We start from the raw sequence: 25,024 nt of genomic DNA on the forward strand, positions 1-25,024 counted from the left end.
CCGGGCGCGGCCCGGCTTTGTTGGCGGGGGCAGCAGTGTGATGCTGCCCGCCGCGATAGACGTTCGTGTGGGTTTAGACAGTGCCCGCCGACGGCAGTTTTCTTCCTGCCGGCAAACGGGCGCGCGCTGCCTCACTCAAACACGAAGCGCTGAACGATGCCCACTGTGTCCACCGGTTCGCCGTTTTCGAAGCGCGGGCGGAACTTGGCGCGTTTCAAAACATTGCGTACCCGCGAGCGAATGCTCACCGAGCTGTCCGGTTGGGATTTGAGAATCTGGATATTGCGCGCCTTGCCGAACGCAGTGACATCGTAAGAAACCGTGACATAGGAGTGGGCCAGGGCATCCCGGTCTTCCTCCAGCATCGGCAGCGCGGGCAGGGCGGCGGGGCGGCCGAAAATATCGTTAATTTCCTGGTTGGTGGCGCCGTTGTCCCACAACGCCTGGTAGGCTTCGCCGTAGGTTTCGCGCGCCGAATGCCACTTGTTGAACATCATGTACCAGTCGCCCAGTTCCACTTTCGCCTTGGCCGAAGCGGCGGGCGGCGATTGCGGGTTTTTGTTGTAGACGTCGACGATGCGGGAGATGGCATCTTTACCGGAACTGAAGCTGTTCATCCGGTACTGATCCAGCTGGGTGCGGCGTGGGGAGTCGAAATCATTGCCGCCGGGAGCGAAGCCGGCGTTGACGACGACCGGTTCCTGCGGTTCGCCCTTGTAGGTGGCAAGGTAGTAATTGGTTGCCTTGAGGCCGCGCAGGGCATCGACCAGGCGCAGATCATTGGCGCCGAAATTTTTGGTGATAATGTCCACCGCCATCTCGTAGAGATTGGTGGCGCTGATCAGGTGCTCGAACAGGCTGCCGCCCTTTTCGTCGACATAAGCCTGCAGGTGCCAGCGACTCAGGTGGTCGATGACCGGCAGCATGCGCGGATCGTCCTCGCCGTAATTGCGGACGTAGAGCCAGTAGAGATACTCCTGATTGTCGTTGGCGTCCTGCCATTGATTGAGCGCGATCTGGCTGTTGATCATGCGCTCGATCATCGGTACCTGGTTGAGGGAGTAAAGGCCTTCATTGACCCGATTGATCAGCATCGCGCGGCGGAATTCGCTGATCGCCTCTTCATGGTTGCCGTCTTTTTGCAGGGCGACGCCGAGTCCCATGAGTTGTTCGTCGATACCGGCGCCATACGCGCCCTGTTCTGCCTCCATTTCTTCAATGCGGTCGCGGTATTCGTCGATGGTTTCCGAGGGGTGCAGATTGCGTTTGACGGTTGGTAGTGGCTTGGAGGCGGCTTCGATAAAGGCCGGAGGGGGAGCGGTGCTGTCCGCGCAGGCATGTCCACACAGCAGAGCTGTGGCTGTAAACATCAAGCCGATAGCAATGGGTTTGCTGATATCTGTCTGTGTCACGATTGAACCACTTCTGTTCCATGTTGTGCTTCACCCGGCGTCGCGCGCCAATGCGCGGACAGACGGGCACGAACTCCGCTCAGGCACAGGGCCGTGCGGATTTTCTCTCCCTGAAGTGTGGTTCTCTCACAGTCCCTGACAGTGCCCGGAGTGATTTATGTCCGGTAATTGGGCGGTGGATTTATGCGCCGCCGCCATTGAAATTCGCGACCCTGTCCTCGTATGGGACCTTGTGGGTACGTAACTCTGAGTATAGCCAACTGGCGTCTGTCTCCCGGCCGTGTGGAACGCTTTGGCGCGGGGAATACCCTGAGTCGTGAATATGTACAGTACCACTAATTCGGTTTAGCAGTCCCGCGCCTGAATCAGGGAACTGTGACATTGAAATCGCGCATTGCGCGCCACTAATTTGTAACGGGCGGGAAGCGGCGCCGGCGCTGTACAGCGATTAGGCCGCAGGGGAAATTGACCAGAGTTTGGCTCGCGGCCGGTGGCCGGGTTGTGTCCGGCAGGGGCGGTTTCGTCACGTTCGAGATGGTCGTCCTATTTAGCTGGTAAATATTCTTGTTTTAATTGCGCAAAACAGCATTAGTGCGGGCGAGGGATTTGGATTGCTGGCCAGCAAGCGCCATAATCCGCTCATAGGTAACGACAGGAGATTGCCGGTGAGCATTTATATTGACCCCGCGGTGGCCAACAGTCTGCGCGGCTTCGAAGTGCCCGAAAAGCTGGGTTTCGGCAACGTGATGGCGCCCGTTATGTTTCGCGCCGTCTATCAGGACGGTTGCTGGAGCCGCGGTGAGCTGGTTCCGTATGCGCCACTGGCACTGGATCCGGCGGCCAAGGTGCTGCACTACGCCCAGTCCTGCTTCGAGGGGATGAAGGCCTACCGCACACAGGGGGGCGGTATCGCGCTGTTCCGCCCGGAGCGCAACTGCGCGCGGATGGCGCACTCGGCGGAGCGCCTGTGCATGCCGGCAGTTCCCGAGGCGCTGTTTATGGCCGGTGTGCGCACGGTGACCGCGTATTGCGCCAATCTGGTACCGGCCACCAGCGGTGAATCCCTGTACCTGCGCCCCTTCCTGATCGGCACCCAGGCAGATCTGTCGGTGTCGGCCAGTACTTCCTATGAATACTACGTCATTGCCAGTCCGTCGGCGGCCTATCACGCCGGCAATATGCGCCTGTGGGTAGAGCGTGAGGATTCGCGCGCCGCACTGGGCGGTACCGGCGATGCCAAAGTGGGTGGCAACTACGCGGCTTCCCTGCAGAGTATCGCGCGCCTGAAGCAGCGCGGCTACGACCAGTCACTGTGGCTCAATCCCGCCAACCGCAATCTGATTGAAGAGCTCTCCGGCATGAATTTCTTCGCGGTGATCGACGGCGAGCTGCATACCCCGGCATTGAGTGGCTCGATTCTCGAGGGCGTTACCCGCGACTCCCTGATCGATCTGGCCCGCGATCTCGGTTACACCGTGCACGAGTCGGCCATCGACATCGACCAGTTGCTGGAGCTGGTGCAGTCTGGCAATTGCGAAGAGGCCTTTGCCTGTGGCACCGCAGCGATTATCAGCCCGATCAGCGAGTTGGGCGATGGCGAGCAGCGCTACGAACTGGCTCATGCCCCCGGACCGGTAGCGGAGCGGCTGCGTGCAGAGCTGCTCGATCTCCAGGAGGGGCGGAGCGAGGACCGCTTCGGCTGGATGCAGGCGGTAGAGCCGGTCGCCCCGGAATAACAACACCCGTCGATTCCGCCGCCGGGCGAGTGGTTAGGTACCACTCGTTTGGCTGCGTCTGTTTCCCCAGGAAACGCATGGGAGAACTTTCCCGCCAATCGATTTGCAGTCGTTGACTTGCGCGACCCGGCTGTTACAACTGCGCATGTAAACAATAAGAAACTGGAACTCTGGGAATGGCCTCGTAGTGGTATTCCTCACTTTGACAAGTAGTATCCAGATCAATTTGAGCGGGGAACCGCTTCGCTAAAGTCGCGCGCTGTCACGGTCGCGATACCGGCGAAGCCGTTCCAAGGTCTCACCCGGAGCTCCCTTACAGCATGAGGGAAACGGGATGTTGAGCCATATGTTCGGACTGCTGGTACAGCCGCGCAGGCAGTGGCAGCAAATCGGAAGTCTGTCGGAACGCAACCTGCGCCGGCAGATCCCCTATGTCATCGTGCTCGCACTGCTGCCGGCGCTGTCGTGGTTCTTCGGCACCACGCAAGTGGGCTGGAGCATCGGCGGCGGCGAGCCGGTGCGCATCACGCGCGACAGCGCCCTGTCACTGGTGGGCGTGTTCTACTGCACCATGGTCATTGCCGTGGTCGCCATCGGTTACTTTATCCACTGGATGGCCAAGACCTACGGGGCCGACAGTTACCCGATGAAGGGCATGGTGATCGCGGGCTTTACCGCCACACCGATTTTCATTGCCGGCGCGGCCGGTTTCTACCCGATGCTGTGGCTGGATATCCTGCTCGCCACGCTGGCGGTGGCTTACGCGGTGTACCTGCTGTACCTCGGGATTCCGATTGTGATGGGGGTGTCCGAAGAGCGCGGCTTCCTGTTTGCCAGTGCCATCATCACCGTGTCCCTGGTGGTGGCGGTGATGGTGATGGTGGGCACGGTGCTCTTCTGGGGATTGGTATCGGCACCGGTATTCCACTGACTGGGTGCTGTCCGCCAGTGGGGCATGCGGTTAATTTGGTAACTAAAGCGCACAGTCACAGGTTCCAGGGCAAGGCGAGAAAGCGCTGGAATAGCAGCGTTATTTCAAGCTTTCTCAACGCGGCCATGGTGCCTGTGGCGAAGCGATCGGTTACAGAATTAACCGGAGGGCCCGCTAGGGCGTATAGTGATAGGCCAGCTGGTAACCGTTGTCCAGGTGCACGGTCTGGCTGGCCGCCACGCCGCGCTCCAGCTTGATCTTGGCCAGTGACTTCATCACCGATTTCGGTTCGGTATCGATACAGTGAACACGCATCGCCGCAATGGTGCTGTCTTCACTGATTACCGCGTACTCCTGTAGTTCCAGCAACAGCTGGTTGCCCTTGGCGCGCAGTTGGTAGCCGGGGCCGCTGGCCAGCTTCAGGTGATACTTCATCGCCCCCCAGGGGCCGTCGCAGCGGATCGCAAGGTACTCGCGCGCGGGCCCGGCACCGGGCAGCACTCCCGATTGAACCCCATCGAATGCCTGCCCCAGGGCCTGCTCCGCACGGTAGTGCTCGCCGCCGGGTGTGACTATCTGGAGCTTCAGGGTCTCTGCAGCCGCGGAAGCGGTAGTCAGGCTGGCCGCGAGAATCAGGGGCAGGTGGCGGGCTCTCATGGTGGCTGCTGCATTCTTATTAGTTGGCTTTCAGGACACTACAGGGCGTGTGGCTCGCCGGCAAGTTATGTCCCAAATCTGCCTTGATGGGACGTGACCGATTGAGTAGGATTGGTTGCGCTGGCAGCAGTCAGTTTTTTTCGCGATATAGTTGGTACAAACGTACACATTAGGTTGTCCGGGATCGCGAAGGGCTGTCAGGCCAAATAATTCGAATAAAAGGAAAACACCATGAAGACCGCAGCCCAGAAGATGGGAATCGCTGGCGTGGCCCTGGCCGCCGTGCTGGCCGGTGCCTGCTCCAAGGATGTCGGCACTGCCAGCCCGCAGGCCGATCAGGCACAGGCTTCCGCCTCCAAAGATTTCCAGAAGAACCTGCTCGAGCAGCTGATCTCCGCCAAGACCGGCGACGTAATCGAGCTGCCTGCCGGTACCTTCCACCTGAATCGCAGCTTGTCCCTCGATGTCGACGGCGTGACCATTCGCGGCGCGGGCAAGGACAAGACGGTGCTGTCCTTCAAGAACCAGATCCAGGGCGCCGAGGGGCTGCTGGTGAACGCCAGTGATTTCACCATCGAGAACCTGGCCATCGAGGACACTATCGGCGACGCGCTGAAGGTGAACGAGGGCAAGAACATCGTCATCCGCAATGTGCGGGTGGAGTGGACCAACGGCCCGGCCACCGAAAACGGCGCCTACGGCATCTATCCGGTAAGAACCACCAATACCCTGCTCGAGGGCAACGTCGCCATCGGCGCCTCCGACGCCGGTATTTATGTGGGGCAGTCACGCAATGTGATCGTGCGCAACAACCGCGCCGAGAGCAACGTGGCAGGTATCGAGATCGAGAACACCATTGGTGCGGATGTCTACGACAATGTCGCCACCAAAAACGCCGGCGGTATCCTCGTGTTCAACATGCCCAACCTGCCGCAGCCGGGCCACAGCACCCGTGTCTACAACAACAAGGTATTCAAGAACAACACCGAGAACTTCGGTCACAAGGGCACCCCGGTCGCCGCAGTGCCGGCGGGATCCGGCGTGGTGATCAACTCCAACGACAATGTGGAGATCTTCGACAACGACATCGCCGATAACGACACCGCCAACGTGATCGTCAGCAGTTACTTCATGGCCGGCTATTACACCGACAAGTCCACCCAGAAGGCGTTCGACCCCTACCCCGAGGGTATCTACGTCTACGGCAACAAGTTCAGCGGCGGCGGCGGTTCCCCCGGCCTTATGAAACTGAAAGCGCTGAAAGTGGCCGAGTTCGGTCTCAGTGGCAGCCTGCCCGACATCCTCTGGGATGGTGCCGTGGACGCGAACAAGATGGTCGATGGCAAATTACCGGATGCGCTGAAACTGTGTGTCGACAATGGCGATGCCAAGGTTCTCAATGTCGACTTCCAGCACGACTTCAAGAACATCACCACCGAGATGGACTCGCACCAGTGCAGCCTGAAAAAACTGCCGCAGATTGTCCTGGACTTCGACAAGCCGCAGGGCGATGGCAAAGAAGTAGCAAAAGTCGAGGCGAGCGATGCGTAAACTGGTTTGGGGCGCGGTGCTGGCCCCAATTCTGGCACTGACCCTGCAGGGCTGCGACGCCCCGCGCGAGCAGGTGACCTTTTTCGAGCGCGATGCGGTACCGGAAAAGCTCAGTGCCTGGCACCTGGTTGAGGCCATCGACGGCGAGCTGTCCCCGAATGCCGGCGTGACCCCGTACGACCTGAACACCGCGCTGTTTTCCGACTACGCGCACAAGCTGCGCACGGTATGGATGCCGGCGGGGAAATCGGCCAAGTACGCCAAAGAGGATTTCGACTATCCGGTGGGGACGGTTCTGACCAAGACCTTCTACTACCCCAAGGGCAAGAACGGCACCATTCTGCGCACCGACGACTACAGCAATGACTATGTCCCGGGCGCCGCCGGTGAGCGTTTGCAGCTGGCCAATGTGCGCCTGATGGAAACGCGTATCCTGGTCAAGCGCGCGGACGGCTGGCAGGCACTGCCCTACGTCTGGAACAAAGAGCAGACCGAGGCGACCCTGCAGATCGCCGGTGACGCCAGCCGCATGAAGATGGTGAGTGAATCCGGCGACAGCGACGACTTCACTTATGTGGTGCCGGATCGCAATCAGTGCGCCGGCTGTCACGCCGACAACCACTCGAAGAAGGCACTGCACCCGCTGGGGCCACGCGCGCGTCACCTGAACAAGGATTACACCTACGGCACCGGTACGCAGAACCAGCTGCTGCACTGGCAGCAGATCGGCTACCTCACCGGTCTGCCGGAATTTGCCGAGATCCCCAGAGATGCGGACTACGCCGATATCAGCGCGTCGCTCGATGAGCGTGCCCGCGCCTACCTGGATATCAATTGTGGCCACTGCCACAACCCCTCTGGGCCGGCAGGATACTCGGGCCTGGATCTGTATCACGAGGAAACCGTGGCGCGCCGCTATGGTGTGTGCAAACCGCCGATCGCCGCCGGTACCGGCAGTGGTGATCACCTGTTCGATATTGTCCCCGGCCAGCCCGGGCAGTCGATCATCCCGTTCCGCGTCGGCTCCACCAACCCCGGTGCAATGATGCCGGAGCTGGGGCGCACGCTGGTGCATGAGAAGGGGCTGGCACTGCTGCGCGACTGGATTGCGTCGATGCCCGGCAGCTGTTCCTGATGCGTTAAGCTGGCTGTGGAAAGTCGCCGCAAAAAAGCCGCCGGGTGTCATGCCCGGCGGCTTTTTTATTTACGCTGTATTTTTGTAGCTGCCGGTCGCGGGTCTGTCCGCGTGAACTCGGTGCCGTTACCGGGCGGTTGCGGCCGCCCGGCGGTCGACGGCGCAGTCGGCCAGCTGGCTCGTTACCCAGGCGGGCATCAGCGTGCAGTTCAGGCTGCTGACAGTGTTGTGCTTTTTGAATGCCTCCAGCAGCGCGACGTAAGTGCGGTAGCGCTCGGATATCTTGCGCACATAGTCGAAGGGTTCGCGCCCGCGGGCAAAGCCGTAGCGTGCGCGCTCATAGTACTCGCGCTCTGCCAGGAGCAGCATTGCCTTGTCCACATTCTCGAACCAGACGCGCGGATTCCACGATTTCTGCTCGGCCAGCTCCTGGGCATCATAGACATGGCCGAGGCCGGCGTTATAGGCGGCGAGCGTGAACCAGACCATGTTCTCGGGGCTGATTTCCTTGTCCTCGAACTTGCGGTGTAACCAGTCCAGGTATTTGATGCCGGCGCGCACACTGGTTTCCGGATCAAACAGGTTTTTCTCGCCCACCTGTTTGCCGGTGTCCGGCATCACCTGCATCAGCCCGCGTGCGCCGACCCAGGACTTGGCTTGGGGGTCGAAGCTGCTCTCCTGGAACATCTGCGCGACTACCAGGCGCCAGTCGAACTGGTAGCGCTCGGCGTATTTCTTGACCAGGTGATCGTAGGGGGAAATATGTCCCTTCTTGGTGAGTTTGGTGATTTCCTCGCGCTTGATTTTCGGTTCGTCGAAATACTTGTGGTAGAGGGTCTTGCGCAGGTCGGTAATTTTTTTTCCCTGCATAAACTGCGTTACCGCGCGGCGTAACTGCGGGTTCTTCTTGCGCATCATCCAGCCGTATTGATCGCTCTGCAATTGCAGCGGCAGGATATAGTCCACATTGGCGCGCCAGGCGTGTTCGAGTTTGACCGACACATCATCGGCCAGGGTCAGGTCATAGTCACCGTCGGCAACCTTGTCCAGTACCTGCTGGGCATTCAATGTCTCCGGTATCAGCTCCACCTTTATACCGGGCACTTTCTTCTGCAGGGCCATTGCCGCGTCGTACTGGCTACTCGATTTACGCACATAGATGGTGCGGCCTGCGAGGTCATTGATACTGTTAAGCTGCTCGCCTTTCCTGCCTGCGACCCCAACCTTGGCTTCCATATAGGGGCTGCTGAAGATCATATCGGCCTGCTTGCGGCGTTCGGTGATCGACAGCAGCGCGGCGGCGATATCGGCCTTGCCGTCTTTCAGGTATGTCATCAGGTCGGAGTGCTGCGGCGCGACGAGGACCTCCAGGCGCACATCCAGCTGTTGGGCGAACTTCTTCAGTAATTCGTATTCATAGCCGAGAATGCGGCCCTTCCACATGTAGTAGGAGCCCGGGTGGTTGCGGGTGACCGCGCGGATAAATCCGCGCGCCTTGATCTTGTCGAGGTCACCGCTGAAGCGTGCGGTTGTACGTGTCATTTTGATATGCCGCACCGCCGCGTTGATGGCGTTGAGCAGCATGGGCGAGTGCTGGCGCACTGCCCACGCCAGCTGGTAGGAATGGGGAAAAATAATGTTCTTCTGCAGGTTGTGGCGGAACTGGCTGACCAGGTCGAACACCTGGGATTCAACCATGGTGAAATCCAGTTTGCCGTCGGAAACATCCACGGCCAGGTCGACGTAGTTCCTGTCGGTGACTTTCACGATGACACCGGGGTGCTGTTGCGCGAACTCCTGCGCCAGCTTCTCGTAGATGGTGCCCTTGGTTACCGCCAGCGTCTTGCCTTTCAGCGCCGCATCGCGGGTGACCACCGGGCCGTCGCTGCGGGAGACGAGGATGATATGGGTGGTTGTGGTGGGAATGGAAAAGTCGACCAGCGATTGCCGCTCGGGCGTCACCACCAGGTTGTTGGCGACGATGTCACCCTTGCCTTCGCGCAGTAGGGGTAGCAGCTGGGAGAAATTGTCGGTATACAGGACCACCGGCTCCAGGCCCAGGTGCTCGGCCAGCTGCCGGGCCAGGTCGATCTCGATATCCTGCTGGGTGGCCGCGCGGTGGAGCGAGTCGGTATTGCTGATATCCACCAGGATACGCAGCTTGCCGCGTTTGCGCAGCGCGTCCAGGTCGCCGGTTTCACGGTAATTGCGGTAGGCGGCGACGGGGTATTCGCCGGTGGTCTCCGGCGGCCAGCCCGCCTCGCGGCGCAGGTCTCCACGCTCGGCGAGTCGTGCGTCTTGGTCGTGCGTGGCATCGGCGCTGCCGGCCGCGGGCGTGCGGCGCTCACAGGCGCCGATAGTCAACAGGATCGACAGCAGCGTCAGATACAGCAGGGGTTTCGCGGCGGCGATCATGGCGCAATCCTGGTCGGGAAATGGGCAACTCCATGCAGTCTAGTTGCCGGCGCGGTGGCAGTGTGGGCCAACGGCAGGTGGCAGTCGATGCCGACCGGAGGGAGAACGACAGAGCGGAAGGCGCCAGGGGCGGCCGCAGCGTTGTCTGTTGCTGGCGCTGGTAGGCTTCGAGCAGCGCCACATAGGTGCGGAATCGCGCCTCGATCTTGCGCACATAGTCATAGGGTTCGCGGCCGCGTGCATAGCCGTAGCGGGCCTTGCTGTAGTATTTCTTTTCCGACAGTAGCAGCATCGCCTTGTCCACATTGCCGAACCAGACCCTGGGGTCCCAGCCCTTTTCTTCGGCGAGCTTCTGCGCGTCGTAGACGTGGCCGAGTCCGGCGTTATAGGACGCCAGCGTGAACCACATCATGTTCTCCGAGCTGATCCGCTTGTCCTCGAATTTTCGGTGCAGCCAGTCGAGATATTTCATGCCGGCGCGCACGCTGGTTTCCGGGTCGAACAGGTTTTTTTCCCCCACCTGCTTGCCGGTGTCGGGCATGACCTGCATCAGTCCTCGCGCCCCTACCCAGGATTTGGCTTTGGGGTTGAAAGTGCTCTCCTGAAACATCTGCGCGACTACCAGGCGCCAGTCGAAATTGTGCTTGTCCGCATAGTGTCTGACCAGGTCATCGAAGGGGGAGATCTTGCCCGCTTTGGACAGCTTGGTAATTTCCGGCCGCGGAGGCTTGGGGGAGTTGAAGTACTTTTTGTAGAGCACCCTGCGCTTTACCAGCGTCTTGGGTTTTTTCAGAAAATGATTAACGGCACTGAGCAGCTCCGGATTGTTTTGCCGCAGCATCCACGCGTGTGGGTGATCGTCGTGCAGGTCCAGGGATGGAGCGATATCGGTGCGCCAGGAGCGCTCCATGTTGGCGGTGAGGTCGTCGGCAAAGGTGATGTCGTAATCCCCGCTGGCAATCTTGTCGAAGATTTGCTGGATATCCATGCTTTCGGGTACGAGCTGCACGCGCAGCCCGGGCACCTGCTGGCGGATTCGTTGCACCAGGTCGTAATGGCTGCTGCTCTTGCGGACATAGACTGTACGCCCGGCCAGGTCCGATAGTTTTTTCACCTCCTTGCCGGGGCGGCTTACCACAACCACCTTGGCCTTGTGTGTCCTCGCGGAAAAGCGCACACCCTGCTGCTTGCGCCGCGAGGTGGGGGTGAGCAGGTTGGCGGCGATATCGGCCTGGCCGTTTTTCAGCATATCGATAAAGTTATCGTGCTCCGGCACGACTTTCATTTCCAGGCGCACGCCCAGGTCTTTGGCAAAGGCTTCGAGCAGTTCGTATTCGTAGCCGAGTATGCGGCCCTTCCACATGAAGTAGCTGCTGGCATTGTTGCGGGTGACCGCGCGCAGTACACCCCGCTTTTTGATCGCCGCCAGGTCACCGGTAAAGCGGCCGGATGAGCGGGTCAGTTTGATATGGCGGATCTTGCTGTTGACGGCATCGAGCAGCTGCGGGGAGCTTTTGCGAATCGCCCAGGCCAGCACCTGTTCCTCGGGAAACTCCACGTTCTTCTTCAGGTCGTTGCGGAACTGCAATACCAGGTCGAGGATGAAGCCATCGATAATGGTGAAATCGGTTTTACCGCTGGCCACGTCGATCGCGATATCCACATAGTTGCGGTCGGTCACCACCAGCTTGACCCCGGGGTGCTGGCGCACGAATTCCCGAGCGCGCGTTGCATAGGTGGTGCCGCGGGTCACGGTGAGGGTTTTGCCCTCGAGCTTGTCGCCCTTGCCGACGGTGGGCACACCCTGTTGCGATACCAGTACCAGCCGTGTGCGGACGGTGGGAACGGAGAAGTCGACCTGTTGCTTGCGCGCATCGGTGATGGTCAGGTCGTTGGCGATGATGTCGCCCTGGCCGGCGTTGAGCAGCGGTATCAGCTGGTCGAAGCTATCCACATAGAGCACCACCGGTTCGAGTCCCAGTTGCCTGGCGAAACGCTTCAGTTGATCGAGTTCGATGTCCTGCTGGGTGGCGGCGCGATGCAGGGATTCGGTGGTGCTGATATCCACCAGAATCCGCAGCTTGCCGTGTCTCTCGATCGCCTTCAGGTCGCCGCGCTCGGTATAGTTGGGGTAGGCATCGATGGGGTATTCGCCGAGGATTTCCGGTACCCATTTGCTCCCGCCGGGGAAGCCCCCGGCGCCAGGTGCGGCGGTTGCGGGCCCGGCCGCCTGCGACTGGTCGGACCGGGGAGCGGCGTTGGTCTCCGGTTCAACGGTGTTTGGCTCGGCGGTCTTCGGTGCGGTCGTCTGTGACCTGGCAGTTTGCGCTTCGCTGGCTTCCGTTTTGCCTGCTGGTGTTGAGTCGGCGCTCGGCTGGTCGCTGGCGGGAGGGGGCTGGCGCTGCTCGCAGCCGCCGGAGAAAATCAGCGTGGCGATAACAATCAGCGCAAAAACTCTTACCCAGACTCCACGCATGAGACTCCCGCGGCGGTTGGCTGTGGCCTACATTCAGTAAGCTTAGCCGTATTTCGCGCCCGCCCGGCAGCGGCGGTGCCGGAGTGCGTTCCGGTCCCGCTGCGGGAGTTTGTCTGGCGGAGTGGTGGCCTGACTGGCCCACGGCTAGCCCTGGGGTACGGCTTCCTCTGCGGTGACGCTGGCGGGGATCAGGCCGCGGATCATCATCGTGACCGTGCGTTCCAGCAGCGGTGAATCGATGCTGATGGCGCCACTCAGGATCTGGTATTCCAGATTGAGGATGGTGCCGTGCACTATCTGGGCGGCGGCCACGGAGTCCGCCAGGCCCAGCAGGTCGAAGAATTCCTGGATCAGGGCTTCGGTGGCCTGGTTGGCCATGCGGATGGCGCGGGTCAGCTGTTCGTTGCGCAGGGCTTCGTTGCGGAACGCCAGCTCGATCAGGCGATTGTCGCGGTTGCTGGCCTGGGCGCGCACATGGGTGAGGATAAAGCGGGTCAGTTGCTGCACCAGCAGCTTGCGCCCGGCCCCGGAAGTGCGCTCTTCGGGCGACAGGTTGCGCGCGGCGGCGAAGCTGTCTTCCTGCAGCTGGCGCGTGTGCTCCAGCCCCTGCTCCACGAAAAAGGTGAAGGCGTCGCTGATCAGGTCGTTGAGGTCTTTGAAATAGTAGGTGGTAGCGGCCAGTGGCACCGAGGCCTCGCGGGCGACCGCGCGGTGGCGAATACCGCGGATACCCTCTTTGACGATCAGCCGCAGCGTGGCTTCGAGGATGGCCTTGCGGCGCTGGCGACTGTCGGCGCGCTGGGCACGGCGACCGTGGTAGACCAGCTCAGACTTCCCATTGTCCATAGTCATGGTATTGATCCCTGTTATTTTTATCGACGGCCGATCTAACTCCGGATCGGACGTACCATTCTAAGCAAAAAGTGTGAATTGGCTAGCGCCATTTGAATGAATGGGGCGCCAATTCGATTACAGTCGCTTACACAGGGAGCGGTCGGTCGATCAGCTGATCTTGCCGGTGGTCCTGACCCGCTTGGAGCCGGGCACGATGGTCACCCGCTGGCTGCGGCGGCGCTCCATTTCGGCGTCGATGGCATTTTTGCCGGCGATCAGCAGCCCCGCGACCAGGAATGCGCCCGGCGGCAGTACCGCCACCAGGAAACCGGGGTAGTCACCGCCCAGCACGTGAATCCCCCAGTCCGCGGCCGTCGGGCCGAACAGCAGGTCCATATCCGCGAACAGGGTGCCGCGGCCGAGCACTTCGCGCACGGCGCCGATCACCGCCAGTACGGCGGTAAAGCCCAGCCCCATCATCAGGCCGTCCACCAGTGACGGCAGCACCGGATTCTTGCTCGCGAAGGCGTCGGCGCGACCGAGGATGGCGCAGTTGGTGACGATCAGCGGGATAAAGATCCCCAGTACCGTATACAGCTCGTAGGTGAACGCCTTCATGACCAGCTCGGCGCAGGTCACGAAGGTGGCGATGATCATCACCGAAGCCGGCAGCCGCACGGTTTCCGGCATCTGCCGGCGCACCAGGGACACCGCCAGGTTGGAGCAGGCCAGCACCGCGGTGGTGGCCAGTCCCAGGCCGAGCGCGTTGACCACCGAACCGGTCACCGCCAGCAGCGGGCACAGGCCCAGCAGCTGCACCAGTGCCGGGTTGTTGCTCCACAGGCCGTTGCGGGCAATATCGGCGTAGGCTGTCGGGGCGCTGGACATCAGTTTTCCTCCGGGGGCTGTTTGGTGGCGTCGGGCTGCTGCACTTCCACGGCGCGCTTGGACAGCGGCGCACTGAACAGTTGCTTCTTGTGCGCGGCGACAAAATCGAGCACCGCGCGTACCTGGTTGACCACCGCGCGCGGAGTGATGGTGGCACCGGTGAACTGGTCGAAGGCACCGCCGTCTTTCTGCACCTTCCACTGGTCGCGCGGCGGGTTGCCGAGGGACTTGCCGTTGAACTGCAGCACCCAGCGGCTCTTCTTGATATCCACCTTGTCGCCGAGGCCCGGGGTCTCGCTGTGGTTGGTCACGCGCACGCCGGCAATGCTGCCGTCGCGGTTGACCCCCACGAGCAGGGCGATGGGGCCCGAGTACCCATCCGGCGCCACCGCGGGCACGATCACCGCGGTGATATTGCCGTCCTTGCCGCGGGCCAGATTGATGTTGCCGCCCTTGCTGAGGCCCAGCTGTGCCCAGTACTGGCGCGGAATCGGGTAGGTGTCCAGCAGCAGGTCGTTGCTGTGGCTCTCCACCGGGATGATCTCTAGCAGTGCCCGCGCCGCAGCCTTGCGCATCGCGCGTTCGATCGGCTCGCGGGTGGTGATCTGGGTCACCGCCAGGGTGCCGGCGGTGACCAGCGCAAACAGGGTCAGGATGGCCGCGCTGCTGGCCATGGAGCGTTTCAGCATTTAGCGCTCCTCCGTGTCAGTGGCGCGGCGTGCGGCTTTGTGGCCGTAGGTGCGCGGCAGGGTGTAGTTGTCGATGGTGGGCGCGGCAAAATTCATCAGCAGCACCGCAAAGGCCACCGCGTCCGGATAGTTGCCCCAGGCGCGGATCACAAAGGTCAGCACACCCACGCCGGCACCGAAGATCAGCCGGCCGCGGTTGCTGGTGGCGCCGCTGACCGGATCGGTGACAATAAAGAACGCCCCCAGCATGGTGGCGCCGGAGAACAGGTGCAGCAGGGGCGAGCCCTCGCTGCCAGAGCTGCCGGCGTCGTAGAACAGTGTCGACATCAGCACCAGCGCGGCGAGCATTGCCACCGGCGCGTGCCAGGTAATCACCCGGCGGAACAGCAGGAACAGGCCGCCGAGCAGGAAGCCGAAATTGGCCGTTTCCCAGCCGAGGCCGGCGATCGTGCCCAGCTTTAACACCGGCTCGGCGTCATACAGCTTCGGCATCACCAGCGAATGATTCAGGCGCACGATTTCCAGCGGGGTGGCGCGGGTGAATCCGTCCACGCTGTAATGGCCGAACACCAGCGAGAAGGCCTCGCCGATGCTCGGCGTACCGTGGATCAATGCCGCCGGTGCCACCCAGCGGGTCATATCGACCGGGAAGCTGATCAGCAGCACCACATAGCCGACCATCGCCGGATTGAACGGGTTGTAGCCCATGCCGCCGTACAGCTGCTTGGCCAGCACGATGGCGACCACAGTGCCCACCACCGGCAGCCACCAGGCGCAGTAAGGCGGCAGCGCGATCCCCAGCAGCAGCGCGGTGACCAGTGCGCTACCGTCCTTGAGATAGAAAGCCACCGGGCGCCGCCGCAGTTTCATCACCGCCGCCTCGCTGGCCAGCGCGGTGGCCGTGCACAGGACGATATTGATTAGCACGCCGATGCCGAAATAGACCACCAGCGCGAGTACGCCGGGAATGGTCGCGGCGGCCACCTGCAGCATCACCTTGCTGGTGCTGTCGCCGGCGCGGGCGTGGGGGGAGCTTGCACGCATCAGGGCCATGGTTATTGCTCCCCGCCGTTGTTGTTTTGCTGCTGCACTTTCTCTTCCAGTTTTTGCTGCATACGCGCCAGCGCGCCGGCGAAGGCCTCGACGTTCGGGTCGTCCTCTGCGCGGGCCTTGTCCAGTCGCGCCGCGGCCTTGGCCACGCGGTTTTTCATCGCCTCGATATCTGCCGCCAGTTTGTCGGCGTCACTCATGTTGGCCCGCGCTGCTGCCGCCGCCTTGGCCTTTTCGATGGCACCCTGGGCGGCGCTTTTCGGTGCCGGGGCCTGCTGCTCCGGGCTTGCCGTGGCGCCGGCCGTCTGCTGTTGGGCCTGGTGGCGCTTCTGCCGCGCCTCCTGCAGTTTCAGTTCGGCGCTCTTCAGTTGCGCCGCCAGCTGGTCGCGATGGCTGTCGTCGGCGTCGGCGAGCTTCTGCTGCAGCCGCTCGACGCGGTGCTCGGCGGAAGTCAGGCTGCGCTCGGCGCGCGCCAGCTGCTGTTCCGGCGAGGCCTGCTTGGCCTTGACCCGCGCCAGTGCCGCGGCCACGACATCGGATTCCTGTTTGGCGGCCTTGGCTTCCGGCGAATCGGTGTTTTGCTCGCGCTGCTGGCGTGCCAGCTCGGCGGCTTCGCGCCGCGCCTTGCGCTTGGCCTCCTTCTCCTGCTCGGCCTTTTCCAGGCGCAGTTTGCGGAACTCGAAGCGTTCGCGGGCGCGATCGGACTTTTCTTTCTCCGCCTCGGCCGTACGGATATCGCCCTTGGCGGCGCGGTAGTACTGCACCAGCGGTATCTGGCTCGGGCACACGTAGGAGCAGGCGCCGCACTCGATGCAGTCGAACAGGTTGTGGGCCTGCAGCTTCTCGCGCTCGTCGGCGCGCGCATACCAGTACAGTTGCTGCGGCAGCAGCGACGCCGGGCACACCTCGGCGCAGAAGCCGCAGCGGATACAGGCCTGCGCCGGCGGCGCCGGTGGCAGTTCCGCGCGGCTGGGTACGAGGATGCAGTTGGTGGTCTTGATCACCGGCGCGCGCCGGTCGTCAATGGTGTAGCCCATCATCGGTCCGCCGATGATGACCTTGTCCATCCTGCCGCGATGGGCACCGTGCTGCTTGAGGATATGCTCGATCGGCGTGCCGATGGGCACCTCGATATTGCGTTGCCGCTCCAGGGCCTCGCCCACCACCGTGGTCACGCGGCTGATCAGCGGCTCGCCGAAGCGCACTGCGCGGAAGGCGGCGCGCGCGGTGCCGACGTTCTGGCACACCACGCCGACGTTGGCGGGCAGGCCCTGATTGGGCACCTCGCGCCCGGTCAGGATCTGGATCAGCTGCTTCTCGCCGCCAGACGGGTACTTGGTCGGGAATACCGCCACCTCGATGCGGCTGCCCTCGGCGGCGGCGCGTATCGCTGCGATCGCTTCCGGCTTGTTGTCCTCGATACCGATCACCACCCGCTCGGGCTGGTCGAGGATATAGGCGAGCATCTCGGTACCGGCGACGATATCCGCGGCGCACTCGCGCATCAGCATATCGTCGGCGGTGATATAGGGTTCGCACTCGGTGCCGTTGATAATCAGCGTATCGATTTCGGCGCCGCCGTGGGGATCCAGTTTCACCGCAGCGGGAAAGCCGGCGCCGCCCATGCCGGCGATACCGCCGTCGCGGATTTTCTCCAGCAATGCCACCGGCTCTAACTGGCGATAGTCCTCACAGGGTTCCAGCTCACACCAGCGCTCCTCGCCATCGGTGCGGATGGTGACGCTGTCCACCGTCAGGCCGGACGGGTGCGGCACCGGCGCCGGCTCGATGGCCATCACCTTGCCGGAACTGGGCGCGTGCACCGGGCAGCTGATCAGGCCGTCGGCCTCGGCGATCTTCTGGCCTTTCAGGACGGTGTCGCCGAGGCTCACCAGCGGCAGTGCGGTGGCGCCGGCGTGCTGGTTCAGCGGCACGATCAGGTCCTGCGCCAGCGGGATGCTGCCGATCGGCTCGCCGGTGGACTGGTGCTTGTTTTCCGGCGGGTGTACGCCGCCGGGGAAGTCATGCAGGCGCGGGGCGCGGTCGCTGGCGATACGTTCGGCCTCGCGCGCCTGACGGCGCTCGGTGGCGGACGGTTGCTCAGCCACCGCCTTGTCGGGTTCAGGGCTCAAGCTGCGTCCCTCTTGTTACTGCCGGTGTCGGCGCCGTGCCGCGGCCTGTCACTGGCGATCAGCTCGACGCCGTCGCGCGGTTTGTCCGGATGCCACTGCTGCAGCGGCGTATCCAGTGGCACCATATCGATACAGTCCACCGGGCAGGGCTCTACGCACAGGTCGCAACCGGTGCACTCGTCGACGATCACCGTGTGCATGTATTTGGCCGCACCGGCAATGGCATCCACCGGGCACGCCTGGATGCACTTGGTGCAACCGATACACTCGGCCTCGCGGATAAAGGCCACTTTCCTGACATCCTCGACGCCGTGCTCGGCGTCGAGCTCCATCGGCTCCACATCCAGCAGGTTGGCCAGTTCGTTGATGGTGCCCTGGCCGCCGGGCGGGCACTTGTTGATCGCATCGCCGTGCACGATTGCCTCGGCATAGGGGCGACAACCCGGGTAGCCGCACTGGCCGCACTGAGTCTGCGGCAGCAGCGCGTCCACCTGTTCCACCAGCGGGTCACCCTCGACGCGAAAGCGCACCGCGGCGAAGCCGAGCAGGGCGCCGAACACCAGCGCCATGCCGCCGAGAACCAGCAGCGGCGTGGACACTGCAGAGAGCCAATCCAGCATCATCTACTCCTACACCAGGCCGCCGAAGCCCATAAATGCCAGCGACATCAGGCCGGCCGTGATCATGCCGATTGCGGCGCCGCGAAACGGCGTTGGCACATCGGCGGCGAACAGCCGCTCACGCATGGCGGAAAACAGGATCAACACCAGCGAAAAGCCCACTGCGGCGCCGAAGCCGTACAGCGTGGACTGCACAAACGTGTGGGATTTCATCGTGTTCTGCAGTGCGACACCGAGCACCGCGCAGTTGGTGGTGATCAGCGGCAGGAAGACGCCCAGCACCCGGTACAGCAGCGGGCTGGTCTTCTCGATAAACATACGCGCGAACTGCACCACCACCGCGATTACCAGGATAAAGGAGATGGTGCGCAGGTATTCGATCCCGAACGGCTCGAGCAGGTAGGTATTGACCAGGTAGGAGCAGATGGAGGCCAGCGTCAGCACAAAAGTGGTGGCCCCGGCCATGCCCACGGCGGTCTCCAGTTTGTTGGAGACGCCCATAAATGGACACAGACCGAGAAACTGCACCAACACATAGTTGTTGACCAGGATGGTACTGAGCAGGATGACGGCGAATTCGGTCATGGTTCTCCGGGGAATCGGTTGGGGGTGGCACGCTACTGAGCCTAGCAGCCGGTCGGGCGAATACCGGTCGCCGAGCCGTCGAGCCATGCAGGGCGGCTATTATCGGTGAGTCGCCGGAGCCGTTCAACACAGGCTATCGGGTGGTATTTCCCGCGGCGCAATGGCGCCCCGCTGGCTCCGTTGCCGGTTGACGCCCCCGGGGTGCTGCCGTACAAAGGCTTTAGCGGGCATAACCACAATAATGACAGGGAAATCCCGCCGCTGAAAAACATTAATAAAGATTCTGCGCCCGGTACCGTCGGGCTTTCCAATGTTGGGGAACATTATGAATATCAGATATCTATGCGCGGCGCTGCTGTTGGCGCTGTCCGCTGCTGCCTGGTCGCAGCCCGGTGCGGCGCCGGACAACGAGGAGGAGTACCTGGCCTGGGCCAAGGGTGTGTGGGAATCGCTCGATCGCCAGACCGGGGATATCAAGCTGGCCGATGCGGTGGCGACACTGCATGTGCCGGACAATTTCTACTACCTCAACCCGGAGGATTCGGCCAAGGTGTTGACCGATATCTGGGGCAATCCACCCGGCGAGCCGGTGCTGGGGATGCTGTTCCCGGCCGACAGCACGCCGTTCGATCGGGATTCCTGGGCGGTGACGGTGGAATACGAAGACAGCGGCTATGTCTCCGACGAGGATGCCAACGAGATCGATTACAGCGAGCTGCTCACGCAGATGAAGGCCGACGCGCGCACGGCCAGCGCCGCGCGCCAGAAGCAGGGCTACGAGCCGTTCACGCTGGTGGGCTGGGCCGAGCCGCCCCGCTACGAGGAGGCCAGCCACAAGCTGCACTGGGCCAAGGAGATCCAGTTCGGCGATCAGGCCGCCCACACGCTGAATTACAACATCCGCGTGCTGGGCCGCAAGGGTGTGCTGGTGATGAACTTTATCGCCGATATGGCACAGAAACCGCTGATCGACTCCCAGCTCGACAGCGTGCTGGATATGGCCGAATTCGACCAGGGCCATACCTACGCCGACTTCAATCCGGATATCGACAAGGTGGCCGCCTATGGCCTCGGTGCGCTGGTGGCGGGCAAGGTGATGGCGAAAACCGGTCTGCTGGCGGCGGCGCTGCTGTTCCTGAAGAAATTTGGCATCGTGATTGTGGCCGGTATTGGCGCTTTCTTCCGCAAGATCTTCGGGCGCAAGGAGCCGCAATAGCGACGACGGCACTTTTGAGAGCGGGCCGCGGCGGCGGCCCCCACAGTATGGACAGCCACAATAACAGGAGTTTGTAGCGATGATTATCTTTGGCACCCGCGGTATCACCACCACGCCGCAGCGCGGCGATTTCCACTGCCCTTCGTGCGCCGGCAAGCAGCATTACGCGCTGAAGCGCGTACGGCGTTTCTTCACCCTCTACTTTATTCCGCTGATTCCGCTGGACAAGCTGGGCGAGTACGTCGAGTGCCTGTCCTGCAAGGATACCTACAAGCCCGGTGTGCTCGACTACGACCCAGCGCACAACGCACTCGCGCTGGAGGCGGAGTACCACCGCGCGGTCAAGAGTGTGATGATTCATATGTTGCTGGCAGACGGCGTGGTGGACGATGCGGAAGTGAAGACCGCGGCGAATATCTATCGCAGTGTCGCTGGCCGCGAGATCGATGAGAGCACACTGCGTGACGAAATCGATGCGGCGCAGAGCAGCGCGGAAGACCTGGGGGCAACACTGCGCGCGCTGCAGGGCGGTCTCAACAACGAGGGCAAGGAGCTGGCACTGAAAGCGGCTTTCTATGTGGCCATGGCCGACGGCGAAACCCAACCGCAGGAGCAGACGCTGCTGGCGGAGGTCGGCGCCAATCTGGGAATGAGCGAGGCGCATATCCACGGCGTTATCAGCAGTCTCCAGAGCCCGGTCAACTGATCGCTTCCCGCGGTGCGCTGGCTGATCCGGCGAGCGCACTGAGCACTCTGCTCGGCACGGCGTGCAACCTGGCGCTTGTATCGCTGCCGCTGCTGGCCGCCGGTGTCCGCCAGCGCCTGCTGGTGGATCCGCGCCTGTGGCTGTTTGCGACGCTGCTCGCCGCGTTCACGCTGCTGGAAGGGAGTGCCAGTCGCGCCACCGTCGTCGCGACCTCCAATGTCCGCGCCGCGCCGCTGCCGTACCTGGCTGGCCTGGCGCTGCTGGGAGGATTCTGGCTGTCGCTGTATGGCGCCGGTGAGCGCGGATTTGCTGCACAGGGGCTGGCGGTGATCGGCGCGCTCGCCATGAGCGCAGGGATCGCGCTGCGCCTCGCCGCCATTCGCGCCCTGCGGCGTTACTTCACCAGCCATGTGGCGCTGGCGTCCGATCACCGCCTGGTTACCGGCGGCCTCTACGCGTGGTTGCGCCATCCCTCCGAACTGGGCCTGCTGATGGTCGCTTTCGGTGCATCGCTATTGCTGGACAGCGGCGCCGGCTGGCTATTTGCCGCGGCGGTACTGCTGCCGCTGTCGCTGTACCGCATACGCCTCGAGGACGCCATGCTGTGCGCGGCGTTTGGCGCGCACTTTCGGCGCTACGCCCGCACCACGCCGGCGCTGTTGCCGCACTGGCGGCGTCCGCACGAATAAACCTCTCGTCGGCGCCGAGGCGCATACACTATGCGGCGGGGGGTTCGCTGACCGGTTGACTCAAGGGGGTCATAGGCAGTGCAATAGCCTGACTTTTGTGTAACACCGGGAATACTGGATATGTCTGACGATACCTACACGCCGCCCAAGGTCTGGAAACAGGATGCCGAGAGCGGTGGCCAGTTCGCCAATATCAATCGCCCCGTCGCCGGCGCCACCCACGAGCAGGAACTGCCGGTGGGCGAGCATCCGCTGCAGCTCTACTCGCTGGCGACGCCCAATGGTGTCAAGGTCACGGTCATGCTCGAGGAGCTGCTGGCGCAGGGTTTCGAGGGAGCCGAGTACGATGCGCACCTGATTCGCATTACCGAGGGCCAGCAGTTCGGCAGCGGCTTTGTCGAAGCGAATCCCAACTCCAAGATTCCGGCGCTGGTGGATCACAGCACCCAGCCGCCCATCCGCGTGTTCGAGTCCGGTTCCATCCTGCTGTACCTGGCGGAAAAGTTCGGTGCCTTCCTGCCGCACACGCCCGCGCAGCGCACCGAGTGCCTGAACTGGCTGTTCTGGCAGATGGGCAGCGCGCCCTATGTCGGCGGCGGCTTCGGCCACTTCTATGCCTATGCGCCGGAAAAGTACGAATACCCGATCAACCGCTTCACGATGGAAACCAAGCGGCAGCTGGATGTACTCGATCGCCAGCTGGCCGAGCACCGCTATATCGCCGGTAGCGACTACACCATCGCCGATATCGCCATCTGGCCCTGGTACGGTGCGCTGGTGCGCAATGAGGCCTACGATGCGGCGGAGTTCCTCGATATACAGAGCTACAAGCATCTCGGGCGCTGGGTGGAAGAAATTGCCGCGCGCCCGGCGGTGCAGCGCGGGCGCATGGTCAACCGCGCCTGGGGCGATCCCGCCGAACAGCTGCGCGAGCGCCACGACGCCGGCGATTTTGACACCCGCACCTGGGACAAGATCGGCGACGACGAGGATTCCTAACCATCCGAACGCAGGGTGCGCGCGGCGCACCCTGCGCGATCAAATCGATTCCACGGCCGGAACCGTGTTTACGGAAAGCGCCGTGTCTTACAGCAGTGCCAGCGTCGCCGCCAGCGACTCACCGATGCGCGCATTCAGTTTCAAGTCGAGCAGCTCGTCGGCGCGGGTGCGGCCCAGTGTCAGCGCCGCCATGGGTTTGCGCCACTCGCGCGCGTAACGGCAGAAACGGAAGCCGGAATACACCATCAGCGAGGAGCCGACCACCAGCAGGCCGTCGCTCGCCTGCAGCGCCTCCAGTGCTCTGTCCACCCGCTGCCGCGGCACCGTGTCCCCGAAAAACACCACATCCGGTTTCAGAATGCCGCCGCAATGCGGGCAGTCGACGATGCGGAAGCGGCTGAAGTCCACTTCCAGATCGGCGTCGCCATCCGGCGCGGTGTCGGCGCGGTATTGCCGGAAGTCCGGGTTCAGGCTGTGGCTGCGTTCGTGTACCTCGCCGCGCGCGCAGCGGAATCCGCAGTCCATGCACAGCACCTGATCGGCGCGGCCGTGCAGGTCGATCACCTGGCGGCTGCCGGCGCGCTGGTGCAGGCGGTCGACATTCTGCGTGACCAGCAGTTCGGCGTGCGTGCGCCGCTCCAGTTCCGCCAAGTGGTGGTGGGCCGGGTTGGGGCGCGAGCGCTGCATCACCGGCCAGCCGATCAGGCTGCGGCCCCAATAGCGCTGGCGGGTGTGCAGGCTCTGCATAAAGTCGCGGTGTTGTACCGGCTGTTTGCGTTTCCAGGCGCCGTTGTGATCGCGGTAGTCGGGAATGCCGGAATCGGTGCTGACGCCGGCCCCGGTCAGGAGCAGCAGGCGCGGGTGGCGCCGGATAAACGCGGCCAGGCGGTCGGCGGCCTCTGCGGCGTCGAGTGGTGGCGGGGCTGGCGGCGTGCTGGAGTGGTTCGAAGTCATGGCGGGTAACATCTGCTCTGTTGCGACCAACCATAACCGAGCGGGCGCCGGCGTCAAATAGGCGGCGGTCTGATCAGCCCGCGCACCGGCTCAGAAGGCGCGCGCGGTCAGGTACAGGTGCAGCAGCCGCGACGGCGGCAGCCGGTGGGACAGGCGCTGCGCGACAAAGCCGCCGAGCACGGCCAACCCCATGACGGCGGGCAGGGGCAGCGCGCGCAACCGCCGGGACAAATCCGTTTTCTGGCGCTGCAGCAGTGTCACGGCGCTGCGGCGCTGCAGGGTCATCTCCTCGCTGCAGCACTGAATGCGTTTATTTAAAGAGCGCAAAGACATCGTCGAGGGCCTCTTTGGCCTGTTGCCGGGTCTGGTTGAATCCGAGCATGGCCAGCAGACGGCGCTGGTAGAGCACAATGCCCGCTACAATCAGCACCTGTGCCAGTACAAAGGCGGCAAAGGCGATATAGATCGACTGGGAAAAATGGTACACGGCCAGGCCCACGGCACCGCACAGGCTCAATAGCAGCGCGATGGCCAGCGGGTACAGCACCAGCACCAGTAGCGCAATCCGCTTGCCGGCGGTCAGGTTGCGGTTGAGTTCCAGCCGCGCCAGTGTCTGCAGGTTGTTCACCCAGGCGGACAGCAGGGTCAGGGTGGCATCGGCCTGTGCCAGCACCGTGGCTTCAGTGTCGTCGGGGCTGTCTGTCGGCTTGGCAAAAGAATCCCGGCTGCGCTGCTGCGCAGCCGGGTCCTCATTGTTCTGCGGTGAATCGGTTTCTTTGCGGTGTTTCATCGGGCCTTCTTTCCGCTCGGCGGGCAATCGGGCTGTTGCAACGCTCCACGATAAATTAGTGGCGCTATTTCATCAGTTTCGAGATGGCCCAGCCCACCAGGAAGGCGCCACCAACACTCATTAGCGGATGTTTCCTGATTGAGTCCTCCGCTTTGTGCATCACGTTTTCGGCGCGCTCCTTGTTGCTGTCCACGGAGGATTTAGCGCGCGCCTTGAGATTGTCGGCGGCGTCGTGTGCCGCTTCGCCAGCCAGGTGATAAGCCTGCCTCAGCTTCTCCGGGCCGGATGAATTGGGATCTTTTGCGGTTGCCATAAAACCCTCCTCACACAGGGGTTCAAGTGTCCTCCCTATGCTAGGGTCGCGGTCGGTGAAAACCACGATCACGAGCATAGAACGAGAGTGTCCAGCCATTCACTGAATTGCCGGTCGGGAGGGCGGCGGTGGGCATTGCAGACGCTCCACAGCGCAATCCCGGCAAGCGGGCAATCATTGTGCCTGCCCGTGTCGCGGCGCCCTGGCCGCGCAGGGAAGTTTGCCGCAAAGCAGGCGGACTGGGGG

23 protein-coding genes are annotated in these 25,024 nt (G+C 62.7%); 8 read left to right on the top strand and 15 right to left on the bottom strand.

The features are described 5' to 3' along the window. Positions 1-131: 131 nt before the first annotated feature. Positions 132-1,412, bottom strand: a complete 1,281-nt coding sequence (locus tag ABDK11_RS03510; RefSeq protein WP_346838916.1) for a hypothetical protein — start codon at positions 1,410-1,412, stop codon at positions 132-134. A gap of 665 nt (positions 1,413-2,077) precedes the next feature. Here ABDK11_RS03510 and ABDK11_RS03515 point away from each other — a divergent pair. Together ABDK11_RS03515 and ABDK11_RS03520 are read left to right on the top strand one after the other, a co-directional pair. Continuing rightward, the gene (locus ABDK11_RS03515; protein ID WP_346838917.1) at positions 2,078-3,148 is read left to right on the top strand and encodes a branched-chain amino acid aminotransferase; all 1,071 of its coding nucleotides are present in this window, start codon (positions 2,078-2,080) and stop codon (positions 3,146-3,148) included. Positions 3,149-3,482: 334 nt separating this feature from the next. Then, complete coding sequence (locus ABDK11_RS03520) at positions 3,483-4,079, top strand: Yip1 family protein (RefSeq protein WP_346838918.1); 597 nt, start codon at positions 3,483-3,485, stop codon at positions 4,077-4,079. Between the two features lie 174 nt (positions 4,080-4,253). Here the strand turns inward: ABDK11_RS03520 and ABDK11_RS03525 are convergent, their stop codons facing one another. Continuing rightward, positions 4,254-4,736, bottom strand: a complete 483-nt coding sequence (locus ABDK11_RS03525) for a hypothetical protein (RefSeq protein WP_346838919.1) — start codon at positions 4,734-4,736, stop codon at positions 4,254-4,256. A 231-nt stretch (positions 4,737-4,967) separates the two neighbouring features. Between ABDK11_RS03525 and ABDK11_RS03530 the strand changes: the two genes are divergently transcribed. After that, complete coding sequence (locus tag ABDK11_RS03530; protein ID WP_346838920.1) at positions 4,968-6,287, top strand: parallel beta-helix domain-containing protein; 1,320 nt, start codon at positions 4,968-4,970, stop codon at positions 6,285-6,287. Next, positions 6,280-7,422: an SO2930 family diheme c-type cytochrome gene (locus tag ABDK11_RS03535; RefSeq protein ID WP_346838921.1), complete on the top strand. Its 1,143-nt coding sequence runs from the start codon at positions 6,280-6,282 to the stop codon at positions 7,420-7,422. Before ABDK11_RS03530 ends, ABDK11_RS03535 begins: the two co-directional genes overlap by 8 nt. Positions 7,423-7,548: 126 nt before the next feature. Here the strand turns inward: ABDK11_RS03535 and ABDK11_RS03540 are convergent, their stop codons facing one another. The 9 genes from ABDK11_RS03540 to rsxA form a co-directional block, all read right to left on the bottom strand. After that, positions 7,549-9,837, bottom strand: a complete 2,289-nt coding sequence (locus tag ABDK11_RS03540; protein WP_346838922.1) for a transporter substrate-binding domain-containing protein — start codon at positions 9,835-9,837, stop codon at positions 7,549-7,551. Continuing rightward, on the bottom strand, positions 9,767-12,313 hold the full coding sequence (locus tag ABDK11_RS03545; protein WP_346838923.1) for a transporter substrate-binding domain-containing protein: 2,547 nt from the start codon (positions 12,311-12,313) through the stop codon (positions 9,767-9,769). Before ABDK11_RS03545 ends, ABDK11_RS03540 begins: the two co-directional genes overlap by 71 nt. Before the next feature lie 144 nt (positions 12,314-12,457). Further along, on the bottom strand, positions 12,458-13,165 hold the full coding sequence (locus ABDK11_RS03550) for a TetR/AcrR family transcriptional regulator (protein ID WP_346838924.1): 708 nt from the start codon (positions 13,163-13,165) through the stop codon (positions 12,458-12,460). Positions 13,166-13,315: 150 nt separating this feature from the next. After that, positions 13,316-14,035, bottom strand: a complete 720-nt coding sequence (locus ABDK11_RS03555) for an electron transport complex subunit E (RefSeq protein WP_346838925.1) — start codon at positions 14,033-14,035, stop codon at positions 13,316-13,318. Beyond that, positions 14,035-14,724 (bottom strand): electron transport complex subunit RsxG, encoded by a 690-nt coding sequence (gene rsxG, locus ABDK11_RS03560; RefSeq protein WP_346838926.1) that lies wholly within the window; start codon positions 14,722-14,724, stop codon positions 14,035-14,037. The genes ABDK11_RS03555 and rsxG overlap by 1 nt, the downstream gene beginning before the upstream one ends. After that, positions 14,725-15,777 (bottom strand): electron transport complex subunit RsxD, encoded by a 1,053-nt coding sequence (gene rsxD, locus ABDK11_RS03565; protein WP_346838927.1) that lies wholly within the window; start codon positions 15,775-15,777, stop codon positions 14,725-14,727. A 2-nt stretch (positions 15,778-15,779) separates the two neighbouring features. Then, positions 15,780-17,828, bottom strand: coding sequence for an electron transport complex subunit RsxC (gene rsxC / locus ABDK11_RS03570; protein ID WP_346840172.1), 2,049 nt, complete (start codon positions 17,826-17,828; stop codon positions 15,780-15,782). 74 nt (positions 17,829-17,902) lie between these two features. Beyond that, positions 17,903-18,526 carry an electron transport complex subunit RsxB gene (gene rsxB, locus ABDK11_RS03575; RefSeq protein WP_346838928.1) on the bottom strand — a complete coding sequence of 208 codons (624 nt, stop codon included), beginning with the start codon at positions 18,524-18,526 and terminating at the stop codon, positions 17,903-17,905. A 9-nt stretch (positions 18,527-18,535) separates the two neighbouring features. Then, positions 18,536-19,111, bottom strand: a complete 576-nt coding sequence (gene rsxA, locus ABDK11_RS03580; protein WP_346838929.1) for an electron transport complex subunit RsxA — start codon at positions 19,109-19,111, stop codon at positions 18,536-18,538. A 325-nt stretch (positions 19,112-19,436) separates the two neighbouring features. Here rsxA and ABDK11_RS03585 point away from each other — a divergent pair, with 325 nt between their 5' ends. From ABDK11_RS03585 to yghU, 4 genes are all read left to right on the top strand, one after another. Continuing rightward, on the top strand, positions 19,437-20,327 hold the full coding sequence (locus tag ABDK11_RS03585) for a DUF2167 domain-containing protein (RefSeq protein WP_346838930.1): 891 nt from the start codon (positions 19,437-19,439) through the stop codon (positions 20,325-20,327). 79 nt (positions 20,328-20,406) lie between these two features. Then, the gene (locus tag ABDK11_RS03590; RefSeq protein ID WP_346838931.1) at positions 20,407-21,033 is read left to right on the top strand and encodes a TerB family tellurite resistance protein; all 627 of its coding nucleotides are present in this window, start codon (positions 20,407-20,409) and stop codon (positions 21,031-21,033) included. Between the two features lie 122 nt (positions 21,034-21,155). Then, positions 21,156-21,722: an isoprenylcysteine carboxylmethyltransferase family protein gene (locus tag ABDK11_RS03595; protein ID WP_346838932.1), complete on the top strand. Its 567-nt coding sequence runs from the start codon at positions 21,156-21,158 to the stop codon at positions 21,720-21,722. 120 nt (positions 21,723-21,842) lie between these two features. Next, the gene (yghU, locus tag ABDK11_RS03600) at positions 21,843-22,721 is read left to right on the top strand and encodes a glutathione-dependent disulfide-bond oxidoreductase (protein ID WP_346838933.1); all 879 of its coding nucleotides are present in this window, start codon (positions 21,843-21,845) and stop codon (positions 22,719-22,721) included. 87 nt (positions 22,722-22,808) lie between these two features. Here yghU and ABDK11_RS03605 read toward each other — a convergent pair whose 3' ends face one another. The 4 genes from ABDK11_RS03605 to ABDK11_RS03620 form a co-directional block, all read right to left on the bottom strand. Beyond that, positions 22,809-23,675, bottom strand: a complete 867-nt coding sequence (locus ABDK11_RS03605) for an NAD-dependent protein deacetylase (RefSeq protein ID WP_346838934.1) — start codon at positions 23,673-23,675, stop codon at positions 22,809-22,811. Between the two features lie 90 nt (positions 23,676-23,765). Beyond that, entirely contained in the window at positions 23,766-23,960 is a 195-nt protein-coding gene (locus ABDK11_RS03610; RefSeq protein WP_346838935.1) for a hypothetical protein, read from the bottom strand. 25 nt (positions 23,961-23,985) lie between these two features. Next, a complete protein-coding gene (locus ABDK11_RS03615) occupies positions 23,986-24,465 on the bottom strand; it encodes a hypothetical protein (protein WP_346838936.1) in 480 nt (159 codons plus the stop codon). 64 nt (positions 24,466-24,529) lie between these two features. Then, a complete protein-coding gene (locus ABDK11_RS03620; RefSeq protein WP_346838937.1) occupies positions 24,530-24,778 on the bottom strand; it encodes a hypothetical protein in 249 nt (82 codons plus the stop codon). Between the last annotated feature and the right edge of the window lie 246 nt (positions 24,779-25,024).

Source organism: Microbulbifer sp. SAOS-129_SWC (assembly GCF_039696035.1).
In the GTDB taxonomy this organism is placed as follows: Bacteria; Pseudomonadota; Gammaproteobacteria; order Pseudomonadales; family Cellvibrionaceae; genus Microbulbifer.